Raw genomic sequence first — 17,618 nt, forward strand, 5'->3', positions numbered from 1 at the left:
GCTCGGGGCGGCGGTCAGCGCTTGGACTCGACATGGGCGACGACGGCGTGCGGCCGTCCGGGGTGCGGCATGGTGAACGCCTCGTACAGGGCTTCGTGGTCACGGCCGTCGGCGGTGGCCACGGACCAGCCCTCGGCGGCGAAGAGCGAGGCCGGACCGCCGGGGCGCCGGTAGGTGGCGGAGGTGTTGTCGACCGCGACGACGTGCAGGCCCTCCAGGCCGACGGCGCCGGCGAAGGCGACGGCCTCGTGGTTGCTGCCCTCGTCCAGTTCGGCGTCGCCGACCAGCACCCACACCGCGGCGTCGGTCAGGCCCTGCGCCCGCAGCCCCAGGGCGCTGCCCACGGCGATCGGCAGCCCGTGGCCGAGCGAGCCGGAGCCGATCTCGGCGCCCGGCACGAGCACGCGGTCCGGGTGGTGACCGAGCGGCGACCCGAAGGATCCGAAGCCCGGCAGCCACCCCTCCGGGACGAAGCCCTTGGCGGTGAGGACCGCGTAGTACGCCATCGGGCCGTGGCCCTTGGAGAGCAGGAAGCGGTCCCGGCCGGCGTCCTCCGCGGTCCCCGGGGTCACCCGCAGCACGCGGTCGTAGAGCACCCACAACACGTCCAGGGTGGAGGTGGCGGCGGGCCCGTGCTTCTCGTCGCCGGTCATGAGCGACATCAGCCGCCGCAGATCGTCGTAGCCGTACGCGGTGTCCGTGCTGGTCGGAGTCATATCGAGAGGATGCAACTTCAAGTCGGCTTGAGGTCAAGCGCTATCCTCGGGCCCATGAGCGACCCCGCACCGCGCCGCGACCGCCTGGCCATCGGTGAGCTCGCCGCCCGCAGCGGCCTGGCCACCTCGGCCCTGCGCTACTACGAGGAGCTCGGCCTCATCCGCTCCGAGCGCACCGCCGGCGGGCAGCGCCGCTACGCCCGCGCCACGCTCCGCCGTGTCGCCTTCATCCGGGCCGCCCAGCGCGTCGGCCTGTCGCTGGAGGAGGCAGGCGCGGCCCTCGCCCGGCTCCCCGAGGACCGCGCCCCCAGCGCCGCCGAATGGAACACCGTCGCCCGCACCTGGACCCGCCGCATCGACGAGCAGATCGCGGAGCTCGAACGGCTCAAGGGCAACCTCACCGGCTGCGTCGGCTGCGGCTGCCTCTCCCTGCGCAAGTGCGCCCTGTACAACCCGGACGACACCGCCGCCGCCAAGGGCCCCGGCGCGCGCTACCTGCTGGGCGACGAGTCGGCTACACCCCGTCGACCTTGAACGGGTCGTGCTCGGCCAGCAGCTTGTCCAGCCGGGCCTGGTCCACCCGGCTCGTCACCTGCCCGGCCTCCTGCCGGTCGCGGACGACCTTGGCGAGCGTGAACGCCGAGGTCACCACGTAGAGCAGTCCCACCGCCAGGAAGGCCCGCACCCACGGGCCGACCGGCAGGTAGGCGATGCCCACGACCATCGCCCCGAGGGCGATGGCGAACGAGATCGCGGCCTGGGCCGAGAAGGCCGCGGTCGTCTGCTGCTGGATCGGATTCGCCATGACCGAAGCATCGGCCGTCGTGGCCCGCGCCACATGAGTACGGCTACTCATCCCGGGCCGGGTACCCCGTCGCGGCGGCGCCCGGCGTGCTGCGGGAATGGTGCGAGCGAGCACCCGACGACGTGCGGTATTGTTCTCGTGCGCGGTCGGCCGGGCGGGAAGCCCGGGACGAAAGCGACACCGGGACGTGGCGCAGCTTGGTAGCGCACTTGACTGGGGGTCAAGGGGTCGCAGGTTCAAATCCTGTCGTCCCGACGGTGTCGACCAGCGGGTTCGTCATTCATGACGAACCCGCTGGTTGCGTTTGCGGCACATGAGGCGCGGCCGGAGCGGTACGCCCCCGGCCGGCCGCCCCCTGGCGGGCCCGCGCCGCCCCCGGCCGCCGAGGGCCGCGCGCGTGCGCCGGGACGCCTCCGTGCGCCGTGCCACCGGGCCGGAAAACGCTTGGACGCCACGTGGGCCGCCGCGGGACACTGCCACTTCCGGACCGCCCACTCATGCGCACCTCGGCGCCGCCGTACCGCCACGGCGGCAGCGGCACCTCCCGGAGAAACCCGCGGCAGCACGCCGCACGACACCACAGGGTGGAGATGGGATCGCCTGAATCACGCAGGTTCCGGCCGGCCAGGGGCCCGGTGCTCCTGGCACTCCGCTACTACGGAGGGGAGTTGGCCCGGTTCCGGTGGCTGACGCTTCCGGCGATGCTGTCGCCGGCCCTCGGCAACATCGGCATCAACTACGTCGCACCGCTGATCGTCGCGAAGCTCGTCGGCGGCTTCGTCGACGGCACCGCTCCCGGCATCGGCTCGACCCTCCCCTACGTCCTGGCCTTCGCCGGCGTGCTGCTGCTCGCGGAGACGCTGTGGCGCATCGGGCTGCACTGCCTGAACCGCCTCGACGCCCGCGGCATCGAGCACCTGTACGTGGTCGGCATGGACGAGCTGTTCGCCAAGGACGCGTCGTTCTTCCACGACAACTTCGCGGGGTCCCTCACCAAGCGGGTGCTGAGCTTCGCCTCGCGCTTCGAGGAGTTCGTCGACACGCTGACCTTCAGCGTCCTGGGCAGCTTCGTACCGCTGCTGTTCGGGTCGGTGGTGCTGTGGTCCTACGAACCGCTGCTGGTCGTCGGCCTCTTGGCGATGATCGCGGTGACGGCGCTGTGCGTGGCGCCCCTCATCCGCCGGCGCCAGGCGCTCGTCCGCCGGCGCGAGGAGGCGATCGCCCGGGTGTCCGGGCACGTCGCCGACAGCCTGATGAACATGGACACGGTGCGGGCGTTCGCCGCGGAGGAACGCGAGGCCGCCGAGCACCGCTCCCGTGTCGCCGAGTCGCGGAGGCTCACGCTCAAGTCGTGGGACTACGGCAACCTGCGCATCGACACCCTGGTCGCACCGCTGTCCGTGCTGACCAACGCGCTGGGCCTGCTCCTGGCGGTCACGCTGGGTGCGGGCACGCACGGCGTGGAGGCTGTCGTGGTGGCCTTCACGTACTACTCCAACGCGACGCGGATCATGTTCGAGTTCAACCAGATCTACCGCCGCCTGGAGAGCTCGATGACGGAGGCGGCGCAGTTCACCGAACTGCTGCTGAAGCCGCCCACCGTGCTCGACCCGCCCGCGCCGGAACCGCTGCGCTCCCGGGGCGCCGACGTCCGCTTCGAGCACGTGACCTTCGCCCACGGGGGCGCGGAGCCGCTCTTCGAGGGGCTCGACCTGGCCGTGCCGAGCGGTGCCAGGATCGGGCTCGTCGGCCGGTCCGGCGGCGGCAAGACCACGCTCACCCGGTTGCTGCTGCGGATGAGCGACATCGACGGCGGCCGGATCCTCATCGGCGGGCAGGACATCAGCCGGCTGCGCCAGGCCGACCTGCGCAGCCTGATCTCCTACGTGCCGCAGGACCCGGCGATGTTCCACCGCTCGCTGCGGGACAACATCGCCTTCGCGCGGCCGGACGCCACCGAGGGCGAGATCCGCCGCGCAGCCCTGGCGGCCCACGTCACGGAGTTCGCCGACGCGCTGCCCGGCGGCTTCGACACCATGGTCGGCGAGCGCGGGATCAAGCTCTCCGGCGGACAGCGGCAGCGGGTCGCGCTCGCCCGGGCGATCCTGCGCGACGCGCCGATCCTGCTGCTGGACGAGGCGACCAGCGCCCTGGACTCGGAGAGCGAGGTCCTCGTCCAGGAGGCGCTGTGGCGGCTGATGGACGGGCGGACGGCGCTGGTGGTGGCGCACCGGCTGAGCACGGTCGCCGGCATGGACCGGCTGGTCGTCCTGGACCGCGGGCGCATCATCGAGCAGGGCACCCACCAGGAACTGCTCACGGAGGAGGGCGCCTACGCCAAGCTGTGGCAGCACCAGTCCGGAGGCTTCCTGGACGACACCGCCGAACGGGCCGACCTGCACTGAACCCGGCCGCCCGGCCGCCCGGCCGCCCGGCCGCCCGGCCGCCCGGCCGGTCAGGCCGTACCGGTGGGCTGCGTCACCGCGATCGACACATCGGTGCCGGGCACCTCGCGGCCGTCGTCGGTGAGGAAGCCGACGTGGACGGCGTGGCCCGTCGAGCGCGTCCGCCGGCGCGCGGAGGGGCCGGACGGGCGCGGCCGGTGGCGGTCGCCCCACTGCTGCAGCGAGGCCATGACGAGGTCGAGCTCCCGCCCGGCCTCGGTCAGGTGGTAGCTCTGCCGTTGCCGGCTGCCCGGCTCCTGGTACGTGCGGGTGCACAGCACCCCGGCCTCGACGAGCAGCTTGAGGCGGGCGCTGAGGAGGTTGGGCGCGATCCCGAGCGACGTCTGGATCTCGGCGAAGCGGTGCCGCCCGGCGAAGACCTCGCGCAGCACCAGCAGGGACCAGCGCTCACCGAGGATCTGCAGGCTCCGCTCGATGGAGCAGGCCGGCTGGTCCTCCTGGGGGCCCGACACGTGCCGTCCGTTCGTCACCGCGGCTCACCTCCTGCCCGATGCGGCGGAAGGACAGTCTACACCTAGGTTTCCTCCTGCTACTCAGCCCCGGGCGGGAGGGGCCCGGAGCGGCCGGGGGACGCGTCACGGCCGTTGTCGGAGGCGATGGCTACGGTGGTCGCATGCCCGATTCCGAAGACGTCCGCCGCATCGCCCTCTCGCTCCCCGAGACGGTGGAGAAGGAGGCCTGGAGCATGCCCACGTTCCGGGTCGCCGGGAAGATGTACCTCACGCTGCCCGACGACGAGACGTCCTTCGCCGTGCGCTGCCCCATGCACGAGCGGGGCGAGCTGATCGCGGCCGAGCCGGGGAAGTTCTGGGTGCCGCCGCACGAGGCCGGATCGAACTGGGTGCGGGTACGGCTCGCCGCCCTGGACGACGTGGACGAGCTCCGCGACATCGTCGCCGACTCCTGGCGGCAGGCCGCGCCGCCGCGGCTGACCGAGACGGCGGGCCCGGCCGGGGGAGCCGGCGCGTGACGCCCCCGACCCCGCCCCCGACACCCGCCCCGCCGCTCAAGGCCGATTTCACCTTCACCGGCCGGATCGAGCGGACCGCCACCGAGGCCGCCCGCGCCGAGGCGCACGGCGCGGACGGCGTGCTGGTCAACGAGATGCGGCACGACGCCTTCCTCCAGCTGGCCCTCGCCGCGGGCGCCACCCGGCGGGCCGACCTGGTCAGCGGCGTGGCGATCGCCTTCGCCCGCAACCCGATGACGGTGGCCACGGCCGCGTACGACGTCCAGCGGCTCTCCGGCGGGCGGATGACCGTCGGCCTCGGCTCCCAGGTCAAGCCGCACATCACCCACCGCTACGGCATGCCCTGGTCGCGGCCCGCCGCCCGCATGAAGGAGTTCGCGGGCGCGCTGCGCGCCATCTGGCACAGCTGGCAGACCGGCGAACGGCTCCGCTTCCGCGGCGAGTTCTACACCCACACGCTGATGACGCCGATGTTCGACCCTGGCCCCCTGCCGTCCGGGCCGCCCCGCATCTGGCTCGCCGGCGTCGGCCCCCTGATGACCGCCGTCGCGGGCGAGGTCGCCGACGGGCTGATCTGCCACGCCCTCACCTCCCCGGACTACCTGCGGCAGGTGACGCTCCCCGCCGTGCACAAGGCCAGGGAGTCCTCCGAGCACGCGGGGCAGCCCTTCGACGTGGTGGGCAACGCCCTGGTCGCGACCGGCCGTACGCAGGAGGAGTACGCCGCGGCCCTCACCGCCACCCGCGAGAGGATCGCGTTCTACGCCTCGACGCCCGCCTACCGCGCCGTGCTCGACCTCCACGGCTGGGGCGAACTCCACGACGAGCTGCACCGGCTGTCCGTGCGCGGCCGCTGGGCCGAGATGGGCCGGCTGGTCGACGACGACGTCCTGGACGCCTTCGCCCTCCACGGTGAACCGCGGGAGGTCGGCCGGGCCGTGCGCGACCGCTTCGCGGGCCTGTGCACACGCGTCACCGTCTCCCTCTCCCACGACGCCGACGACACCCTCGCCCTCGACGTGCTGGCCGGGGTGCGGGACTGACGGGCCACCGGGCCCTGACCAGGCCCGCACGATGATCGGCGGACCCTACATCCATCCGGCCCCCGGCACCTAACTTCACGAAGCTTCACATCCGCGAACGCCGCCGTGCGGCAATGTGTCCTCATGAGATCGCGCCCGTACGTACTGATGTCCGTGGCCTCCTCGCTGGACGGATGCCTGGACGACACGAGCACGACCCGGCTGCTGCTCTCCAACGAGGAGGACTTCGACCGGATCGACGAGGTCCGCTCCGGGGTGGACGCCATCCTCGTCGGAGCCAACACCATACGGTCCGACGACCCCCGGCTGCTGGTGTGCTCCGCCGAGCGCCGCGAACGGCGCGTCCGCGCCGGGCTCCCGCCGACCCCGCTGAAGGTCACCGTCACGGAGAGCGGGAAACTCGACCCCGGCGCCCGGTTCTTCACCACCGGGGAGTGCGAGAAGGTCGTCTACACGACGTCCTGCGCGAGCGACTGCCTCCGCGAACGCCTGGGTGACGTCTGCTCCGTCGTCGACGCAGGCGACCCGCTGGACGTCCGGCTCCTGCTCGCCGACCTCGCCGGGCGCGGCGTCGAACGGCTCATGGTGGAGGGCGGGGGAGTCGTCCACACCATGTTCCTCAGCGCCGGACTCGTCGACGAACTCCACCTGGTGTACGCGCCGTTCTTCGTCGGCCAGGCCGACGCCCCGCGCATGGTGCACCCCGCGGTCTTCCCGCAGGGCCCCCAGCACCGGATGACGCTCGCGGAGACCCGGCAGATCGGCGACGTGGTGCTGCTGCGCTACCTGCCACGTCAGGACGCCTGACCAAGCCACCAGCCGCGCGGGCAACCCGCGAACCTGCGACACCATCCGTGGGCCCGGCGTCGGGGGTGCCGGGCGACAGGCGGAGGCCCCGGCGGCGGAAGACGCCGCCGGGGCCTCGAACGGGTCGGGTCAGGAGGTCCGGCCGCCGGCGTTCGATTATCCGCCAGCCTGCCCTCGGCCCCCGCGAAGCCCGTGGCGGACCCCCAGCGCGGGCAGCCCGCGAACTTGCGACGCCTGGGCGACGCCCTACGATCCCGCGCGGCGTAAAGGAAGCATCCGCGGGCCCGGCGTCGGGGGTGCCGGGCGACAGGCGGAGGCCCCGGCAGTGGAAGACGCCGCCGGGGCCTCGGGCGAGAACGGGCCGGGTCAGGAGGTCCGGCCGCCTGCGGACGCGGACACCAGCGTGCGGGTCTCCGCCACCATCCCCTCGGGCCCCGCGAAGCCCCCCGCGGACCGCGGTGCCGGCCGGTGCCGCCACAGCCACAGCACGTCACGGCCGAACGACCAGACCAGTGAGCCCAGCGCGAGCAAGGTCAGGGCCGCGGAGACCCTCGGGGGGACCAGCCCCGAGCAGGCCAGGAGCAGGACGACGCCCTGCAGTGCCGCCACCGTCTTGCGCGCGAAGCTCGGCGGGAGCGGCGCGTTGAGCCACGGCAGCACCCACGCCGCCGCCACGAAGGCGTAGCGCATGGCGCCGATCACCAGCACCCACGGGCCCAGCGTCAGCGCGAGCCGCGCGCTCAGTACCAGGATCAGGAAGGCGTCGACCTCCATGTCGAAGCGCGCACCCAGGGCGGACGCCGTGCCCGTGCGCCGGGCGACCTTCCCGTCCACCGCGTCGAGCGCCAGCGCCACCGCGGTCAGCCCGGTGAGCAGCGGCGCGCCGTGCGCGACGCCGCCCGCCACCATCGCCGTCACGGCGCCGACGAGCACCGCCCGGGCCAGGGTCACGTGGTCGGCCGGGCCCAGCGAGCGGCGTCCCGCCCGCCGCAGGCCCGCGGCGAGCAGCGCCCAGGTGCCCGCCGCGTAGACGGTCCCGGTCAGCCAGCCCACGGTGTCCAGGCCCACGGTGGCCCACAGCGCGGCGAGCAGCGCCAGCTGGGCTGCTGCCGCCCCGGCCTGCTCACGCCCCGCGGTGCCCCCACGGAACTCGGATCCAACGGTCATCACGGTCATGAGACGTCCCCGCTTGTCGCCTGTGCGGCACAGCCGCGTACGGTACGGGCCCGGCACCACCCGGATGGCGGGTGCCTGTTGCCCGCCATGGAGTACGGAGGAAATCGGTGGAGCGTTCGGCGCGTGCGTTCTGGCTTCGAGAACCCGGCGAGGGCGAGGTCAGAGAGGTCCCCCTGGCGGAACCCGGTCCGGGGGAGGTCCTGGTGCGCACCCTGTACTCCGGGGTGAGCCGCGGCACCGAGACCCTGGTCTTCCGGGGCGGGGTGCCCGTGAGCCAGCACCAGGCGATGCGGGCGCCGTTCCAGGACGGCGAGTTCCCGGGGCCGGTGAAGTACGGCTACCTCAACGTGGGCGTGGTCGAACAGGGGCCGCCCGGGCTGCTCGGCCGCACCGTCTTCTGCCTCTACCCGCACCAGACCCGGTACGTCGTCCCGGCCACCGCCGTGACGCCCGTGCCCGACGACGTCCCCGCGGGACGGGCGGTGCTGGCGGGCACCGTCGAGACCGCGGTCAACGCGGTCTGGGACGCGGGTCCGCAGATCGGGGACCGGATCGCCGTGGTCGGCGCCGGCATGGTCGGCTCCAGCGTCGCCGCCGTCCTCGCCGGCGTCCCCGGCGCGCGGGTGCAGCTGGTCGACGTCGACCCCTCCCGCGCCGCCGTCGCCGGGGCGCTCGGCGTCGGCTTCGCCCACCCCGACGCGGCGGAGGGCGGCTGCGACCTGGTCGTCCACGCCAGCGCCACCGAGGCAGGGCTCGGCCGTGCCCTGGAACTGCTGGAGCCGGAGGGCACCGTCGTCGAGCTGAGCTGGTACGGCGACCGGCGGGTCAGCCTGCCGCTGGGCGAGGCCTTCCACTCCCGCCGCCTGGTCGTGCGCAGCAGCCAGGTCGGCACCGTCTCACCCTCGCGCCGCACCCGGCGCACCTACGCGGACCGGATGGCACTGGCCCTGCGCCTGCTCGCCGACCCGGTCTACGACGCCCTCGTCACCGGCGAGAGCGACTTCGAGGAACTGCCCCTGCTGATGAAGGAGATCGCAGGCGGTGAACGTTCCGTGCTCTGTCACCGTATTGCCTACCGTCCCGGTTAGGCCTTTGGGGAAGGTTGTCCTCGCGTGTTCAGTATCACCGTCCGCGACCACGTCATGGTCGCCCACAGCTTCCGCGGCGAGGTCTTCGGACCCGCGCAGCGGTTGCACGGCGCCACGTTCCTGGTGGACGCGACGTTCCGCCGCCAGGAGCTCGACGCCGACAACATCGTCGTCGACATCGGCCTGGCGACCCAGGAACTGGGCGCGGTGCTCGCCGCGCTCAACTACCGCAACCTCGACGACGATCCGGACTTCGCCGGGATCAACACCTCCACCGAGTTCCTGGCGAAGGTCATCGCCGACCGGCTCGCCGACCGCGTGGCCGCGGGCAAGCTCGGCGAGGGCGCCCACGGCCTGACCGGCATCTCCGTCACGTTGCACGAGTCGCACGTCGCCTGGGCGAGCTACGAGCGTTCCCTGTGAGCACGCCCGCGCGCACGGCCGCCCCCGCTCCGGCGGGGGCGGCCCCCGCGTACGTCGTCCTCCCGGGCGACGTCGACGACGCCACCGCGCCCAGCGGCGGCAACGTCTACGACCGCCGCCTGAGCCAGACCCTCGCGGCGGCGGGCCGTCCGCTGTGGGAACTCCCCGTGCGGGGCACGTGGCCCCGTCCGGACAGCGCCGCCCGCCAGGCCCTGGCCGGGGCGCTCGCATCGGTGCCGGACGGCGCCGTCGTCCTGCTCGACGGGCTCGTGGCCTGCGGGGTCCCCGAGATCGTCGTCCCGCAGACCCGCCGGCTGCGCACCGCCGTCCTGGTGCACCTGCCCCTGGCCGACGAGACCGGCCTCGACCCCGCCGCGGCCCGCGCACTCGACGCCCTGGAGCGCGAGACCCTGCGGGCCGCCGCCGCGGTCGTCGCCACCAGCCCCTGGGCCGCCCGGCGCATCGCCGAGCGGCACGCGCTGCCCGCCGGCCGGGTCCACGTCGTCACCCCCGGCACCGATCCCGCGCCGCTCGCGCCCGGCACGCAGGAGGGCACCCGGCTGCTGTGCGTCGCCTCGCTGACCCCGCGCAAGGGCCACGACCTGCTGGCCGGGGCGCTCGCCGCCGTCGCCGACCTGACCTGGACCTGCCGCTGCGTGGGCCCGCTCGGCCGCGACCGCGAACACCTCGCACGCGTACGCGCGCTGATCGGCCGGCACGGCCTCGACGACCGCGTGCACCTCACCGGCCCGCTCACCGGTGAACCCCTCGCGGCCGAGTACGCCGCCGCCGACCTGCTCGTCCTGCCGTCCCGCGCCGAGACCTTCGGCATGGTCGTCACCGAGGCCCTGATGCGCGGCACACCCGTACTGGCCACCGCCGCCGGGGGAGTGCCCGACGCCCTCGGCCTGGCACCGGACGGCACACCGCCCGGCCTCCTCGTCCCCCCGGACGACACCACCGAACTCGCCGCGGCGCTCCGCCGCTGGCTCGACGACGCCGACCTGCGCGGCCGGCTGCGCACGGCGGCCCGCCGGCGGCGCGAGACGCTGCACGGCTGGGAGCACGCCGCGCGGCACATGGACGCGGTACTGGAACTGCTGCGGGAGGGAACCCGATGACCACGTCCGACACCGCCCCCTTCACACCGCACTGGCTCGCGCTGCGCGAGGACGCCGACGCCGCGGCCCGCGCCGCGGACCTGCTCGGCCCGCTCCGCGAGCACCTCGCGGGAGCGTCCCGCGGCACCGGCCCGCTCGTCGTCCGCGACCTCGGCTGCGGCACCGGCTCCATGGGCCGCTGGCTCAGCGGACGACTGCCAGGACCGCAGCACTGGATCCTCCACGACCACGACCCCGCCCTGCTCGACCTGGCCGCGGCGAGCCTTTCCGGCCTCACCGCGGGCGGCGTCCCCGTCACCGCCGAGACCCGCGTGGGCGACCTCACCCGGCTCACCCCCGCCGACCTCGCCGGGACCTCGCTCGTCACCGCCTCCGCGCTGCTGGACCTGCTCACCGCCGGCGAGATCGACACCCTCGCCGCCACCTGCACCGCTGCAGGAGTGCCCGTGCTCTTCGGTCTCTCGGTGGTCGGCGAGGTCGAACTCGGGCCCGCCGACCCGCTCGACGCGGAGGTCACCGCCGCCTTCAACGCGCACCAGCGGCGCACGGCCGGCGGCCGCGCACTACTGGGCCCCGACGCCCTCGACACAGCCGGCCGGGCGTTCACCCGGTACGGCGCCACCGTCACGACCCGGCCCAGCCCCTGGCGGCTCGGCGCGGACCGGTCCGCGCTCACCGCCGAGTGGATGCGCGGCTGGGTGGGCGCCGCCGTCGAGCAGGAACCCGGCCTGGCCGCCCTTGCGGAGCCCTACCTGCGCCGACGGCTCGAAGACTGCGCGGCCGGGCGGCTGACCGCCGTCGTCGGCCACGGCGACCTGCTCGCCCTGCCCGGAGGTGGCGCCCGGTGAGGCAACGACTGTGGGCCTGGCTGCGGCTGCTGATCGGCGCGGGCATCCTCGCCGCCCTCGTGTGGCGGCTCGGCACCGGCGCGTTCGTCGACGGCCTGCGGGTCGTCGACGGCCCCGCGGTCCTCGCCGCCCTCGCGATCGGCCTGTTCACCACCGTCACGAGCGCCTGGCGCTGGTGCCTGGTCGCCCGCCGGCTGGGCCTGCGGCTCCCGATGGCCCGGGCCGTGTCCGACTACTACCGGGCGCTGCTGCTCAACGCGGTGCTCCCGGCCGGCGTCCTCGGCGACGTCGACCGGGCGGTCCGCCACGGCAAGCACTCCGGCGACGTCGGCCGCGGCGTGCGCGCCGTCGTCCTGGAACGGGTCGGCGGGCAGGTCGTCGTCCTCGCGCTCGGCGCGGCCGTCCTGCTCACCCGACCCGCCCTGGTCACGGCCATCGCCGGGGACCTCGTGCCGGGCCGGGCCGCCGCGGAGGTCACGGCCGGCGTGCTCCTGGCCGTCGTGGTGCTCGGCGGATGGCTGCTGTGGCGGCGCGGCGCCAAGGGCCGGCAGGCCCTGGCCACCGGGCTGGCCGACGTCCGCAGCGGACTGCTCGCCCGCGGCACCTGGCCGGGCGTGGTCGCGCTGTCCGCGGCGGGATTCGCCGGCCACATCGCCCTGTTCGTGGTCGCGGCCCGCGTCGCGGGCTCGTCGGCTCCGGTCACCACGCTCGTACCGCCGCTCGTCCTGGCCCTGCTCGTGATGGGACTGCCCGTCAACATCGGCGGCTGGGGCCCGCGAGAGGCCGCCGCGACGCTCGCCTTCGGCGCGGCCGGGCTGGGCGCCACGCAGGGCCTCGCGACCGCCGTCGTCTACGGGGTGCTCACCCTCGTCTCCAGCCTCCCCGGGATCGCCGTGCTCGCCCTCCCCGGCCTGCGCGCGCTCGCCGCCCGCGTTCAGCCTGCGGAGGACGGCGCCGTGCCGTCGCCCAGGGCGCGGACGAACCGGAGCCCGGGGCGGCCTTCCAGCTCGACCGTGCCGGCCGACACGAACCCCGTACGGGTCAGCACCGTGCGGGAGCCCGCGTTGTCCAGCGTGGTGACCGCCCACAACGTCGTCAGCCCGTACTCCCCGGCCGCCAGGGCGCACACCTCGTGAACCGCGGCCGTGGCGAGCCCCCGCCCGGCCGCGCTCTCGGCGATCCGGTACCCCAGCTCCGCCGATCCGTCCGTCACGTCCACCACGTTGACCCGGCCCAGCACCTCGTCGTCCGCGCCGACCAGCACGTGGAAGTGGCAGAACCCGGCGTCCTGCTCGGCGAGCAGCGCCTGGTGCCGCGCGTCGAAGTACGCGAAGTAGTCGTCGCCCCGGTCCGGTATCGACGCGGCGAAGTACGCGCGGTTCGCCCGCTCGAACTCCAGGAGCGCGGTGGCGTGGTCGGCACGGAGACGTTCCAGGCGAGGCATGGGTCGATGTTAGGGCCTGACGTGGCGGCCGCATGTCGGAGCACGCGGCGTCGGCCGCCGCTCCGCGGGTGCCGCTGAGCCCTGTCGCACAGTCCCCCCGGGCATCCACCGGTGCCCGGCAGCGGGAGGACGCCGGCCGGTGCTCGGCCCCCTCACCCCCCGGCCTTCGGCGGAGGTGCTGCGTCGGCTGCTGGTTGCCGTGTGCGCGCACCCCGGACGGCTGCACGCGGCCCGGCCGGGGCGGCACGGGCCGGGCCCGCGTGCGGGGGACATGTTCGTCCGCGGCTCGGTCCGGGCCCCTCGCCGCCGGACAGCACACGTGCCCGTCGAGGAGGGCCCGGTGCCCCAGAGCCGCAGGGCCGGGCCGTCGGTCCCGGGGACCGTGGCCCGCCCGCACGCCCGGCGCGAGCTGTGACGGACCGGCACCCGGCGGCGGCCCGCAGGGGCGGGTGCTGGAGCCGGGGCCCGGACGCCTTCCCGCCGTTGCCCGGGGGCCTGATCGGCGGTCAGGCGCCGCCGGTGCGCCGCGTGACGGTCCCGCACCGCGACGACACGGCGGCAGCCCTCGGGGCACCCGTGGCACGCGGTCAGGTGGCAGGCGAGGCGGCGGCGTCGGGACGGGCGTGGCGGCCCGGACGGGGGCTCTCGACGCGCAGGGCGTCCTTGTCGGAGACGAACAGCGCGGCCACCGCCGAGATCAGGGCCAGGCCCGTGCAGAGCACGAAGCCGGCGTGGTACGCGCCCAGGTTGGCCGTCGTGGTGCCGCCCGCCGTCACGGTGGTGGTCCCGACCGCGGTGAGGAGCGTGGCGATGAGCGCGGTCCCGAAGGCACCGCCCAGCTGCCGCTGCATGTTGAACACGGTCGCCGCCCGCCCCGTCGAGGGAGGGGGGATCGTGGCGAAGGCGGCGTTCTGCGCCGACATCATCACGTGCCCGATGCAGTAGCCCAGGACGAACAGCACCCCGCGCAGCACCCACGGCGAGGTGGCCGTCGTGAACCCGGTCATCACCGCCACGCACACGCCCATGCCGGCCGAACCGCCCACCATGAGCCACCGCGGCCCGATCCGCCGGTACAGCCGCGGGGCGATCTGCGCGGCGGCCATCACGCCCACGGCCTCCGGCCAGGTGGCCAGGCCGCTCTCGAAGGCGTTGAAGCCCAGCGCCTCCTGGAGGAACATCGGGTAGAGCCACACCGTGCCGAGGAAGACCGCGCTGAGCGGGAACATCACGACGGTGTTCGCGCGGAACAGCCGGTCCCGGAAGAGCTCCAGGTCCAGCATCGGCATCGTGATCCGCCGTTCCACCAGCACCATCGCGCCCAGCGCCGCGAGCCCCACGAGCAGCGGCACGAGGATGCCCGCGGTGCCCCAGCCGTCCTTGGCGCCGTTGGTCAGCGCGTAGAGCGTCAGCGACAGCCCGCTGCCCGCCAAAAGGAAGCCGACGAGGTCGAAGCGACCGGGCCGCTCCAGCCGGTAGTCCGGCAGGAAGAGCAGACCGAAGACCACGGCCGCGGCGCCGACCGGCAGGTTGACCAGGAAGACCCAGTGCCAGGACACGGCGTCGCACAGCCAGCCGCCCAGCACCGGGCCCACGGCCGGGGCGATCGCGGTCGGCACCATCAGCGCGCGCTGCGCCTTGATCCGTTCCGCCGGCGGGTACGCCCGGAACAGCATGGTCTGGCCGACCGGGACCAGCAGACCGCCGCCGGCGCCCTGCAGGATCCGGTACAGGGTGAGCTGTTCGAGGCTGGTCGACATCGCGCACAGCGCCGACGCCGCGGTGAAGGCGACCAGCGCGGCGAGGAACACCCTGCGGGTGCCGTACCGGTCGGACAGCCAGCCGGCGACGGGGATGAAGACCGCCAGGCTGACCAGGTAGCCGATGTTGACGCCGCCCAGCCCGGAGGCCGGCACGCCGAAGTCCTCGCCGATGGCCGGTACGGCGACGTTGACGATGGTGGTGTCCATGATCGCCATGAACAGTGCGGCGACGAACACCACGGCGACCGCGGTGGTCGGCGGAATCCTGCGTGCCAAAAGGAAGCTCCTCGCTCGGGGGCGCCTCCTGCGCGGCGGACCGCGTCCGGACGACACCGGTCACGGCTTCCAGATAAGCCCGGTCCCCGGCGTGGCGCACGCCGGAGTCACCCGCGTGCGTGTATCCGCCGGTTACCGGGGCGTCAGCGGCCGGTCCAGCGGGGCGGGCGCCGGTCCCGGAACGCGGCGACGCCCTCGTGCCGGTCCTCGGAGGCCATCACGGTGCGGGTCGCCTCCTCCGTGGCCCGCCAGCCGGGTCCGTCGGAGCCGGAGAGCCACGCGTCCATCGCCACCAGGCTCGCCTGGACCGCGACCGGCGCGTTCTCGCAGACGCGCGCGGCGAGTTCGAGCGCGCCCGCGAGCGCCTCGCCCTCACCGGTGAGCCGGTTGACCAGCCCGGCGGCGTGCGCCCGAGCGGCGTCGACGGGGTCGCCGGTCAGCACCATCTCCCTGGCCAGGTTGACGGGCAGCGCGCGCGGGCCGCGGAACAACCCCGCACACGTGGGCACCAGGCCGAGCCGGACCTCCGGCAGCCCGAAACGGGCGGTCGCCGCGGCCACGACCAGGTCGCAGGCGAGGACCAGTTCCATCCCGCCGCCCAGGGCGGCGCCCTCGACGGCGGCGACCAGCGGCTTGCGCCGGTGACGGCGGATCAGCCCGTACTCGCCGCCGCGCTCGGTGACGTAGTCGCCGATGGCGTTCAGATCGCTGCCCGCGCTGAAGACCCCGCCGGAGCCGGTGAGCACCCCGGCCCACAGCTCCGGGTCGTCCTCCAGGGTGTTGAACGCCGCGTCGAGCGCTTCGGCCAGGTGCCGGTCCACGGCGTTGCGCTTGTGCGCGCGGCACATCCGGATCACCAGGACGCGGCCGTGCCGCTCCGTCCGCACCAACGGCTCCACGGGCGGCTCGGGCTGGGCCATGGCGGGCACCTCCGGTCGGTGGTCGGCGGGGAGTCCCCGGGATCAGCCGACGATATCCCCGGGGCGGCGGTCGCCGGTGGACCGGGGCGGCCGCGCACGGCACGATGGCCAGGGGCTTTACGAGGAGGGCGCCTTGGAGACGACGCAGGACGGATCGACCGGTGAGACGCCGCGCTGGCTCGAGCTGGCGGAGGTGGACAACATCCGCGACCTCGGCGGTCTGCCGGTGCGGGGCGGGGGCACGACCCGGCGCGGTGTGGTGTTCCGGGCCAGCACCCTCCAGGAGGCCACGGCGGACGACGTCGAACTGCTGCTCGGCCGCTACGGGCTGCGTACCGTCCTCGACCTGCGCGGCCCGGACGAGGCGGCCCGCGAGGGGCACGGCCTGCTGGCGGACGCCGCGGTGCGCCGGATGAACCTGCCGGTCAGCCGGGTACGGGCGCTGGTCACCGACGCCGTCCCGGCGACGACCGCGGACGACGGCGACGCGACCGGCTTCTACCTCGGACTGCTCGACGGCAGCGGTGAGTCGCTGGTCGCCGCGGCGCGCGTCGTCGCCGACACCGACCGGCACGCCGTCGTCTTCCACTGCGCCGTCGGCAAGGACCGCACCGGTGTCCTCGCGGCGCTCCTGCTCGACGCGGTGGGCGTGCCCGCCCCCGCCATCGCCGCCGACTACGCGCTCACCGCCCAGCGCGTCGTCCGCATCCGCGCCCGCCTGGCCCGCTTCCCGTCCTACCGCGACCTGCCCGCCGTGGAGCACGCCTTCATGGCCTCGGAACCGCGCGTCATGCACCGCTTCCTGGACGTCCTCCGCACCGGCCACGGCGGTGCGGGCCCCTGGCTGCGCGACCGCGGCCTGACGGCGGCGGAACTCAGCCGTCTGAAGGAAGTCCTGGTCACCCCGGCCCCGCACTGACCGCTGCCGTTCGTGCGGGCGCGCCCCGGTTCCTCGGTGCCGCGGTGTGGGTGAGGGAGGGGCCGAGCGCGGCCGTGCCCTCGGGCACGGCCTATGCCCGGGGCGTGCCGTCCCAGCGCCACGACGTGGGACGAGGGTGTCCGGGCAGGTCGGCGCGTCCGGTGGCCCACAAAAGGGTGGACCAGGAATCCGTGGACGACGGCGCGTGCGGAAACAGCCGGGCGAGCACCCGGGAGCACAGACCGGCAGGCGGGCTCCATACGAGATCGAGCCCTTGCGCCAGGTCGTGCGTGTGCACGAGCGTCTCCACGATCCCCATCGCGGCGAATCCCTCGGGGTCCGAGACGCCGAAGACGTGGTGAGCGCGGGTCTGCGGTGGCGTCGTGCGCACCATGGCGACCAGCAGCGCCCCGCTCGCTTCCAGGACCTGCAGCAGACCGGCGGGCCCCGCCGCGCGGTTCGCGTGAAGGGCGTTCGCCGGGCCGCCGGGCCGCCGGCTCTCCCATACGAAGGGCACCTCGCGGTCCAAGGGCGGTGTCCTGGGGCCGAGTTGTGCCGCGTAGGCGAAGAGGTCGTCGCTGAGGTGCTCGACGGTCTCCCAGCAGTCCCATTCCAGCGAACCGGCCTTGCCCTCCCAAGCAGCCGGGGGCGCCTCTCGGAGGACCGCCACCGCGAGCTGCACGGCGAGGTCGAGGTCATCCGCGGTGACGGGTGACCGGGAGGGGCCGGCATCGGCTGATCGGGACATGGCAGGAGCGTACCGCGGCCGAAAGGCCCGTCTCATGGGTCACCGGCCCCGCGACCTGGGCCGGGCCGGGGAGCGAGCGCGTGCCG

At 74.6% G+C, this 17,618-nt stretch carries 18 protein-coding genes, 1 tRNA gene and 1 pseudogene; 12 read left to right on the plus strand and 8 right to left on the minus strand.

The annotated features are described in order from the left end of the window. Positions 1 to 14: 14 nt before the first annotated feature. Positions 15 to 716: a thiamine pyrophosphate-binding protein gene (locus AC1VWI_RS36380; protein ID WP_499515272.1), complete on the minus strand. Its 702-nt coding sequence runs from the start codon at positions 714 to 716 to the stop codon at positions 15 to 17. 54 nt (positions 717 to 770) lie between these two features. Here AC1VWI_RS36380 and soxR point away from each other — a divergent pair, with 54 nt between their 5' ends. Then, entirely contained in the window at positions 771 to 1,250 is a 480-nt protein-coding gene (gene soxR, locus AC1VWI_RS36385) for a redox-sensitive transcriptional activator SoxR (protein ID WP_499515273.1), read from the plus strand. On the opposite strand, the gene AC1VWI_RS36390 is transcribed toward soxR, so the two are convergent. Continuing rightward, positions 1,231 to 1,521 carry a YiaA/YiaB family inner membrane protein gene (locus tag AC1VWI_RS36390; RefSeq protein ID WP_499515274.1) on the minus strand — a complete coding sequence of 97 codons (291 nt, stop codon included), beginning with the start codon at positions 1,519 to 1,521 and terminating at the stop codon, positions 1,231 to 1,233. The two genes, soxR and AC1VWI_RS36390, sit on opposite strands and share 20 nt — an antisense overlap. Before the next feature lie 181 nt (positions 1,522 to 1,702). Between AC1VWI_RS36390 and AC1VWI_RS36395 the strand changes: the two genes are divergently transcribed. Together AC1VWI_RS36395 and AC1VWI_RS36400 are read left to right on the plus strand one after the other, a co-directional pair. Next, positions 1,703 to 1,776: transfer RNA gene (locus AC1VWI_RS36395), tRNA-Pro, on the plus strand. A gap of 335 nt (positions 1,777 to 2,111) precedes the next feature. Beyond that, complete coding sequence (locus tag AC1VWI_RS36400; RefSeq protein WP_499515275.1) at positions 2,112 to 3,926, plus strand: ABC transporter ATP-binding protein; 1,815 nt, start codon at positions 2,112 to 2,114, stop codon at positions 3,924 to 3,926. Between the two features lie 50 nt (positions 3,927 to 3,976). On the opposite strand, the gene AC1VWI_RS36405 is transcribed toward AC1VWI_RS36400, so the two are convergent. Continuing rightward, complete coding sequence (locus AC1VWI_RS36405) at positions 3,977 to 4,456, minus strand: winged helix-turn-helix transcriptional regulator (RefSeq protein WP_499515276.1); 480 nt, start codon at positions 4,454 to 4,456, stop codon at positions 3,977 to 3,979. 143 nt (positions 4,457 to 4,599) lie between these two features. Between AC1VWI_RS36405 and AC1VWI_RS36410 the strand changes: the two genes are divergently transcribed. The 3 genes from AC1VWI_RS36410 to AC1VWI_RS36420 all read left to right on the plus strand — a co-directional run bounded on the left by AC1VWI_RS36410 (position 4,600) and on the right by AC1VWI_RS36420 (position 6,806). Next, a complete protein-coding gene (locus AC1VWI_RS36410) occupies positions 4,600 to 4,956 on the plus strand; it encodes an MmcQ/YjbR family DNA-binding protein (RefSeq protein ID WP_499515277.1) in 357 nt (118 codons plus the stop codon). Further along, on the plus strand, positions 4,953 to 5,999 hold the full coding sequence (locus tag AC1VWI_RS36415; protein ID WP_499515278.1) for a TIGR03617 family F420-dependent LLM class oxidoreductase: 1,047 nt from the start codon (positions 4,953 to 4,955) through the stop codon (positions 5,997 to 5,999). Before AC1VWI_RS36410 ends, AC1VWI_RS36415 begins: the two co-directional genes overlap by 4 nt. Before the next feature lie 123 nt (positions 6,000 to 6,122). Beyond that, entirely contained in the window at positions 6,123 to 6,806 is a 684-nt protein-coding gene (locus AC1VWI_RS36420; RefSeq protein ID WP_499515279.1) for a RibD family protein, read from the plus strand. Positions 6,807 to 7,172: 366 nt separating this feature from the next. Here AC1VWI_RS36420 and AC1VWI_RS36425 read toward each other — a convergent pair whose 3' ends face one another. Beyond that, the gene (locus tag AC1VWI_RS36425; protein ID WP_499515280.1) at positions 7,173 to 7,973 is read right to left on the minus strand and encodes a CDP-alcohol phosphatidyltransferase family protein; all 801 of its coding nucleotides are present in this window, start codon (positions 7,971 to 7,973) and stop codon (positions 7,173 to 7,175) included. 116 nt (positions 7,974 to 8,089) lie between these two features. On the opposite strand from AC1VWI_RS36425, the gene AC1VWI_RS36430 reads away from it, so the two are divergent. From AC1VWI_RS36430 to AC1VWI_RS36450, 5 genes and pseudogenes are all read left to right on the plus strand, one after another. Beyond that, positions 8,090 to 9,070 carry a zinc-dependent alcohol dehydrogenase gene (locus tag AC1VWI_RS36430; RefSeq protein ID WP_499515281.1) on the plus strand — a complete coding sequence of 327 codons (981 nt, stop codon included), beginning with the start codon at positions 8,090 to 8,092 and terminating at the stop codon, positions 9,068 to 9,070. Positions 9,071 to 9,094: 24 nt separating this feature from the next. Continuing rightward, positions 9,095 to 9,493 carry a 6-pyruvoyl trahydropterin synthase family protein gene (locus AC1VWI_RS36435; protein WP_499515282.1) on the plus strand — a complete coding sequence of 133 codons (399 nt, stop codon included), beginning with the start codon at positions 9,095 to 9,097 and terminating at the stop codon, positions 9,491 to 9,493. Continuing rightward, entirely contained in the window at positions 9,490 to 10,614 is a 1,125-nt protein-coding gene (locus tag AC1VWI_RS36440; RefSeq protein WP_499515283.1) for a glycosyltransferase family 4 protein, read from the plus strand. Before AC1VWI_RS36435 ends, AC1VWI_RS36440 begins: the two co-directional genes overlap by 4 nt. Next, the gene (locus AC1VWI_RS36445) at positions 10,611 to 11,462 is read left to right on the plus strand and encodes an SAM-dependent methyltransferase (RefSeq protein ID WP_499515284.1); all 852 of its coding nucleotides are present in this window, start codon (positions 10,611 to 10,613) and stop codon (positions 11,460 to 11,462) included. Before AC1VWI_RS36440 ends, AC1VWI_RS36445 begins: the two co-directional genes overlap by 4 nt. A 59-nt stretch (positions 11,463 to 11,521) precedes the next feature. Then, positions 11,522 to 12,286 (plus strand): annotated as a pseudogene (locus tag AC1VWI_RS36450) (lysylphosphatidylglycerol synthase transmembrane domain-containing protein); the annotation flags it as partial. 110 nt (positions 12,287 to 12,396) lie between these two features. Here AC1VWI_RS36450 and AC1VWI_RS36455 read toward each other — a convergent pair. From AC1VWI_RS36455 to AC1VWI_RS36465, 3 genes are all read right to left on the minus strand, one after another. Then, positions 12,397 to 12,906, minus strand: a complete 510-nt coding sequence (locus tag AC1VWI_RS36455; protein ID WP_499515285.1) for a GNAT family N-acetyltransferase — start codon at positions 12,904 to 12,906, stop codon at positions 12,397 to 12,399. 587 nt (positions 12,907 to 13,493) lie between these two features. Continuing rightward, positions 13,494 to 14,945, minus strand: coding sequence for an MDR family MFS transporter (locus AC1VWI_RS36460; protein ID WP_499515286.1), 1,452 nt, complete (start codon positions 14,943 to 14,945; stop codon positions 13,494 to 13,496). A 143-nt stretch (positions 14,946 to 15,088) separates the two neighbouring features. Next, the gene (locus AC1VWI_RS36465; protein ID WP_499515287.1) at positions 15,089 to 15,865 is read right to left on the minus strand and encodes an enoyl-CoA hydratase-related protein; all 777 of its coding nucleotides are present in this window, start codon (positions 15,863 to 15,865) and stop codon (positions 15,089 to 15,091) included. 133 nt (positions 15,866 to 15,998) lie between these two features. Here AC1VWI_RS36465 and AC1VWI_RS36470 point away from each other — a divergent pair, with 133 nt between their 5' ends. Further along, the gene (locus AC1VWI_RS36470; protein WP_499515288.1) at positions 15,999 to 16,784 is read left to right on the plus strand and encodes a tyrosine-protein phosphatase; all 786 of its coding nucleotides are present in this window, start codon (positions 15,999 to 16,001) and stop codon (positions 16,782 to 16,784) included. A gap of 91 nt (positions 16,785 to 16,875) precedes the next feature. Here AC1VWI_RS36470 and AC1VWI_RS36475 read toward each other — a convergent pair whose 3' ends face one another. Further along, on the minus strand, positions 16,876 to 17,532 hold the full coding sequence (locus tag AC1VWI_RS36475) for a maleylpyruvate isomerase N-terminal domain-containing protein (RefSeq protein WP_499515289.1): 657 nt from the start codon (positions 17,530 to 17,532) through the stop codon (positions 16,876 to 16,878). Positions 17,533 to 17,618: the final 86 nt, after the last annotated feature.

The sequence above is a fragment of the Streptomyces sp. TOM-9 genome (assembly GCF_056858595.1).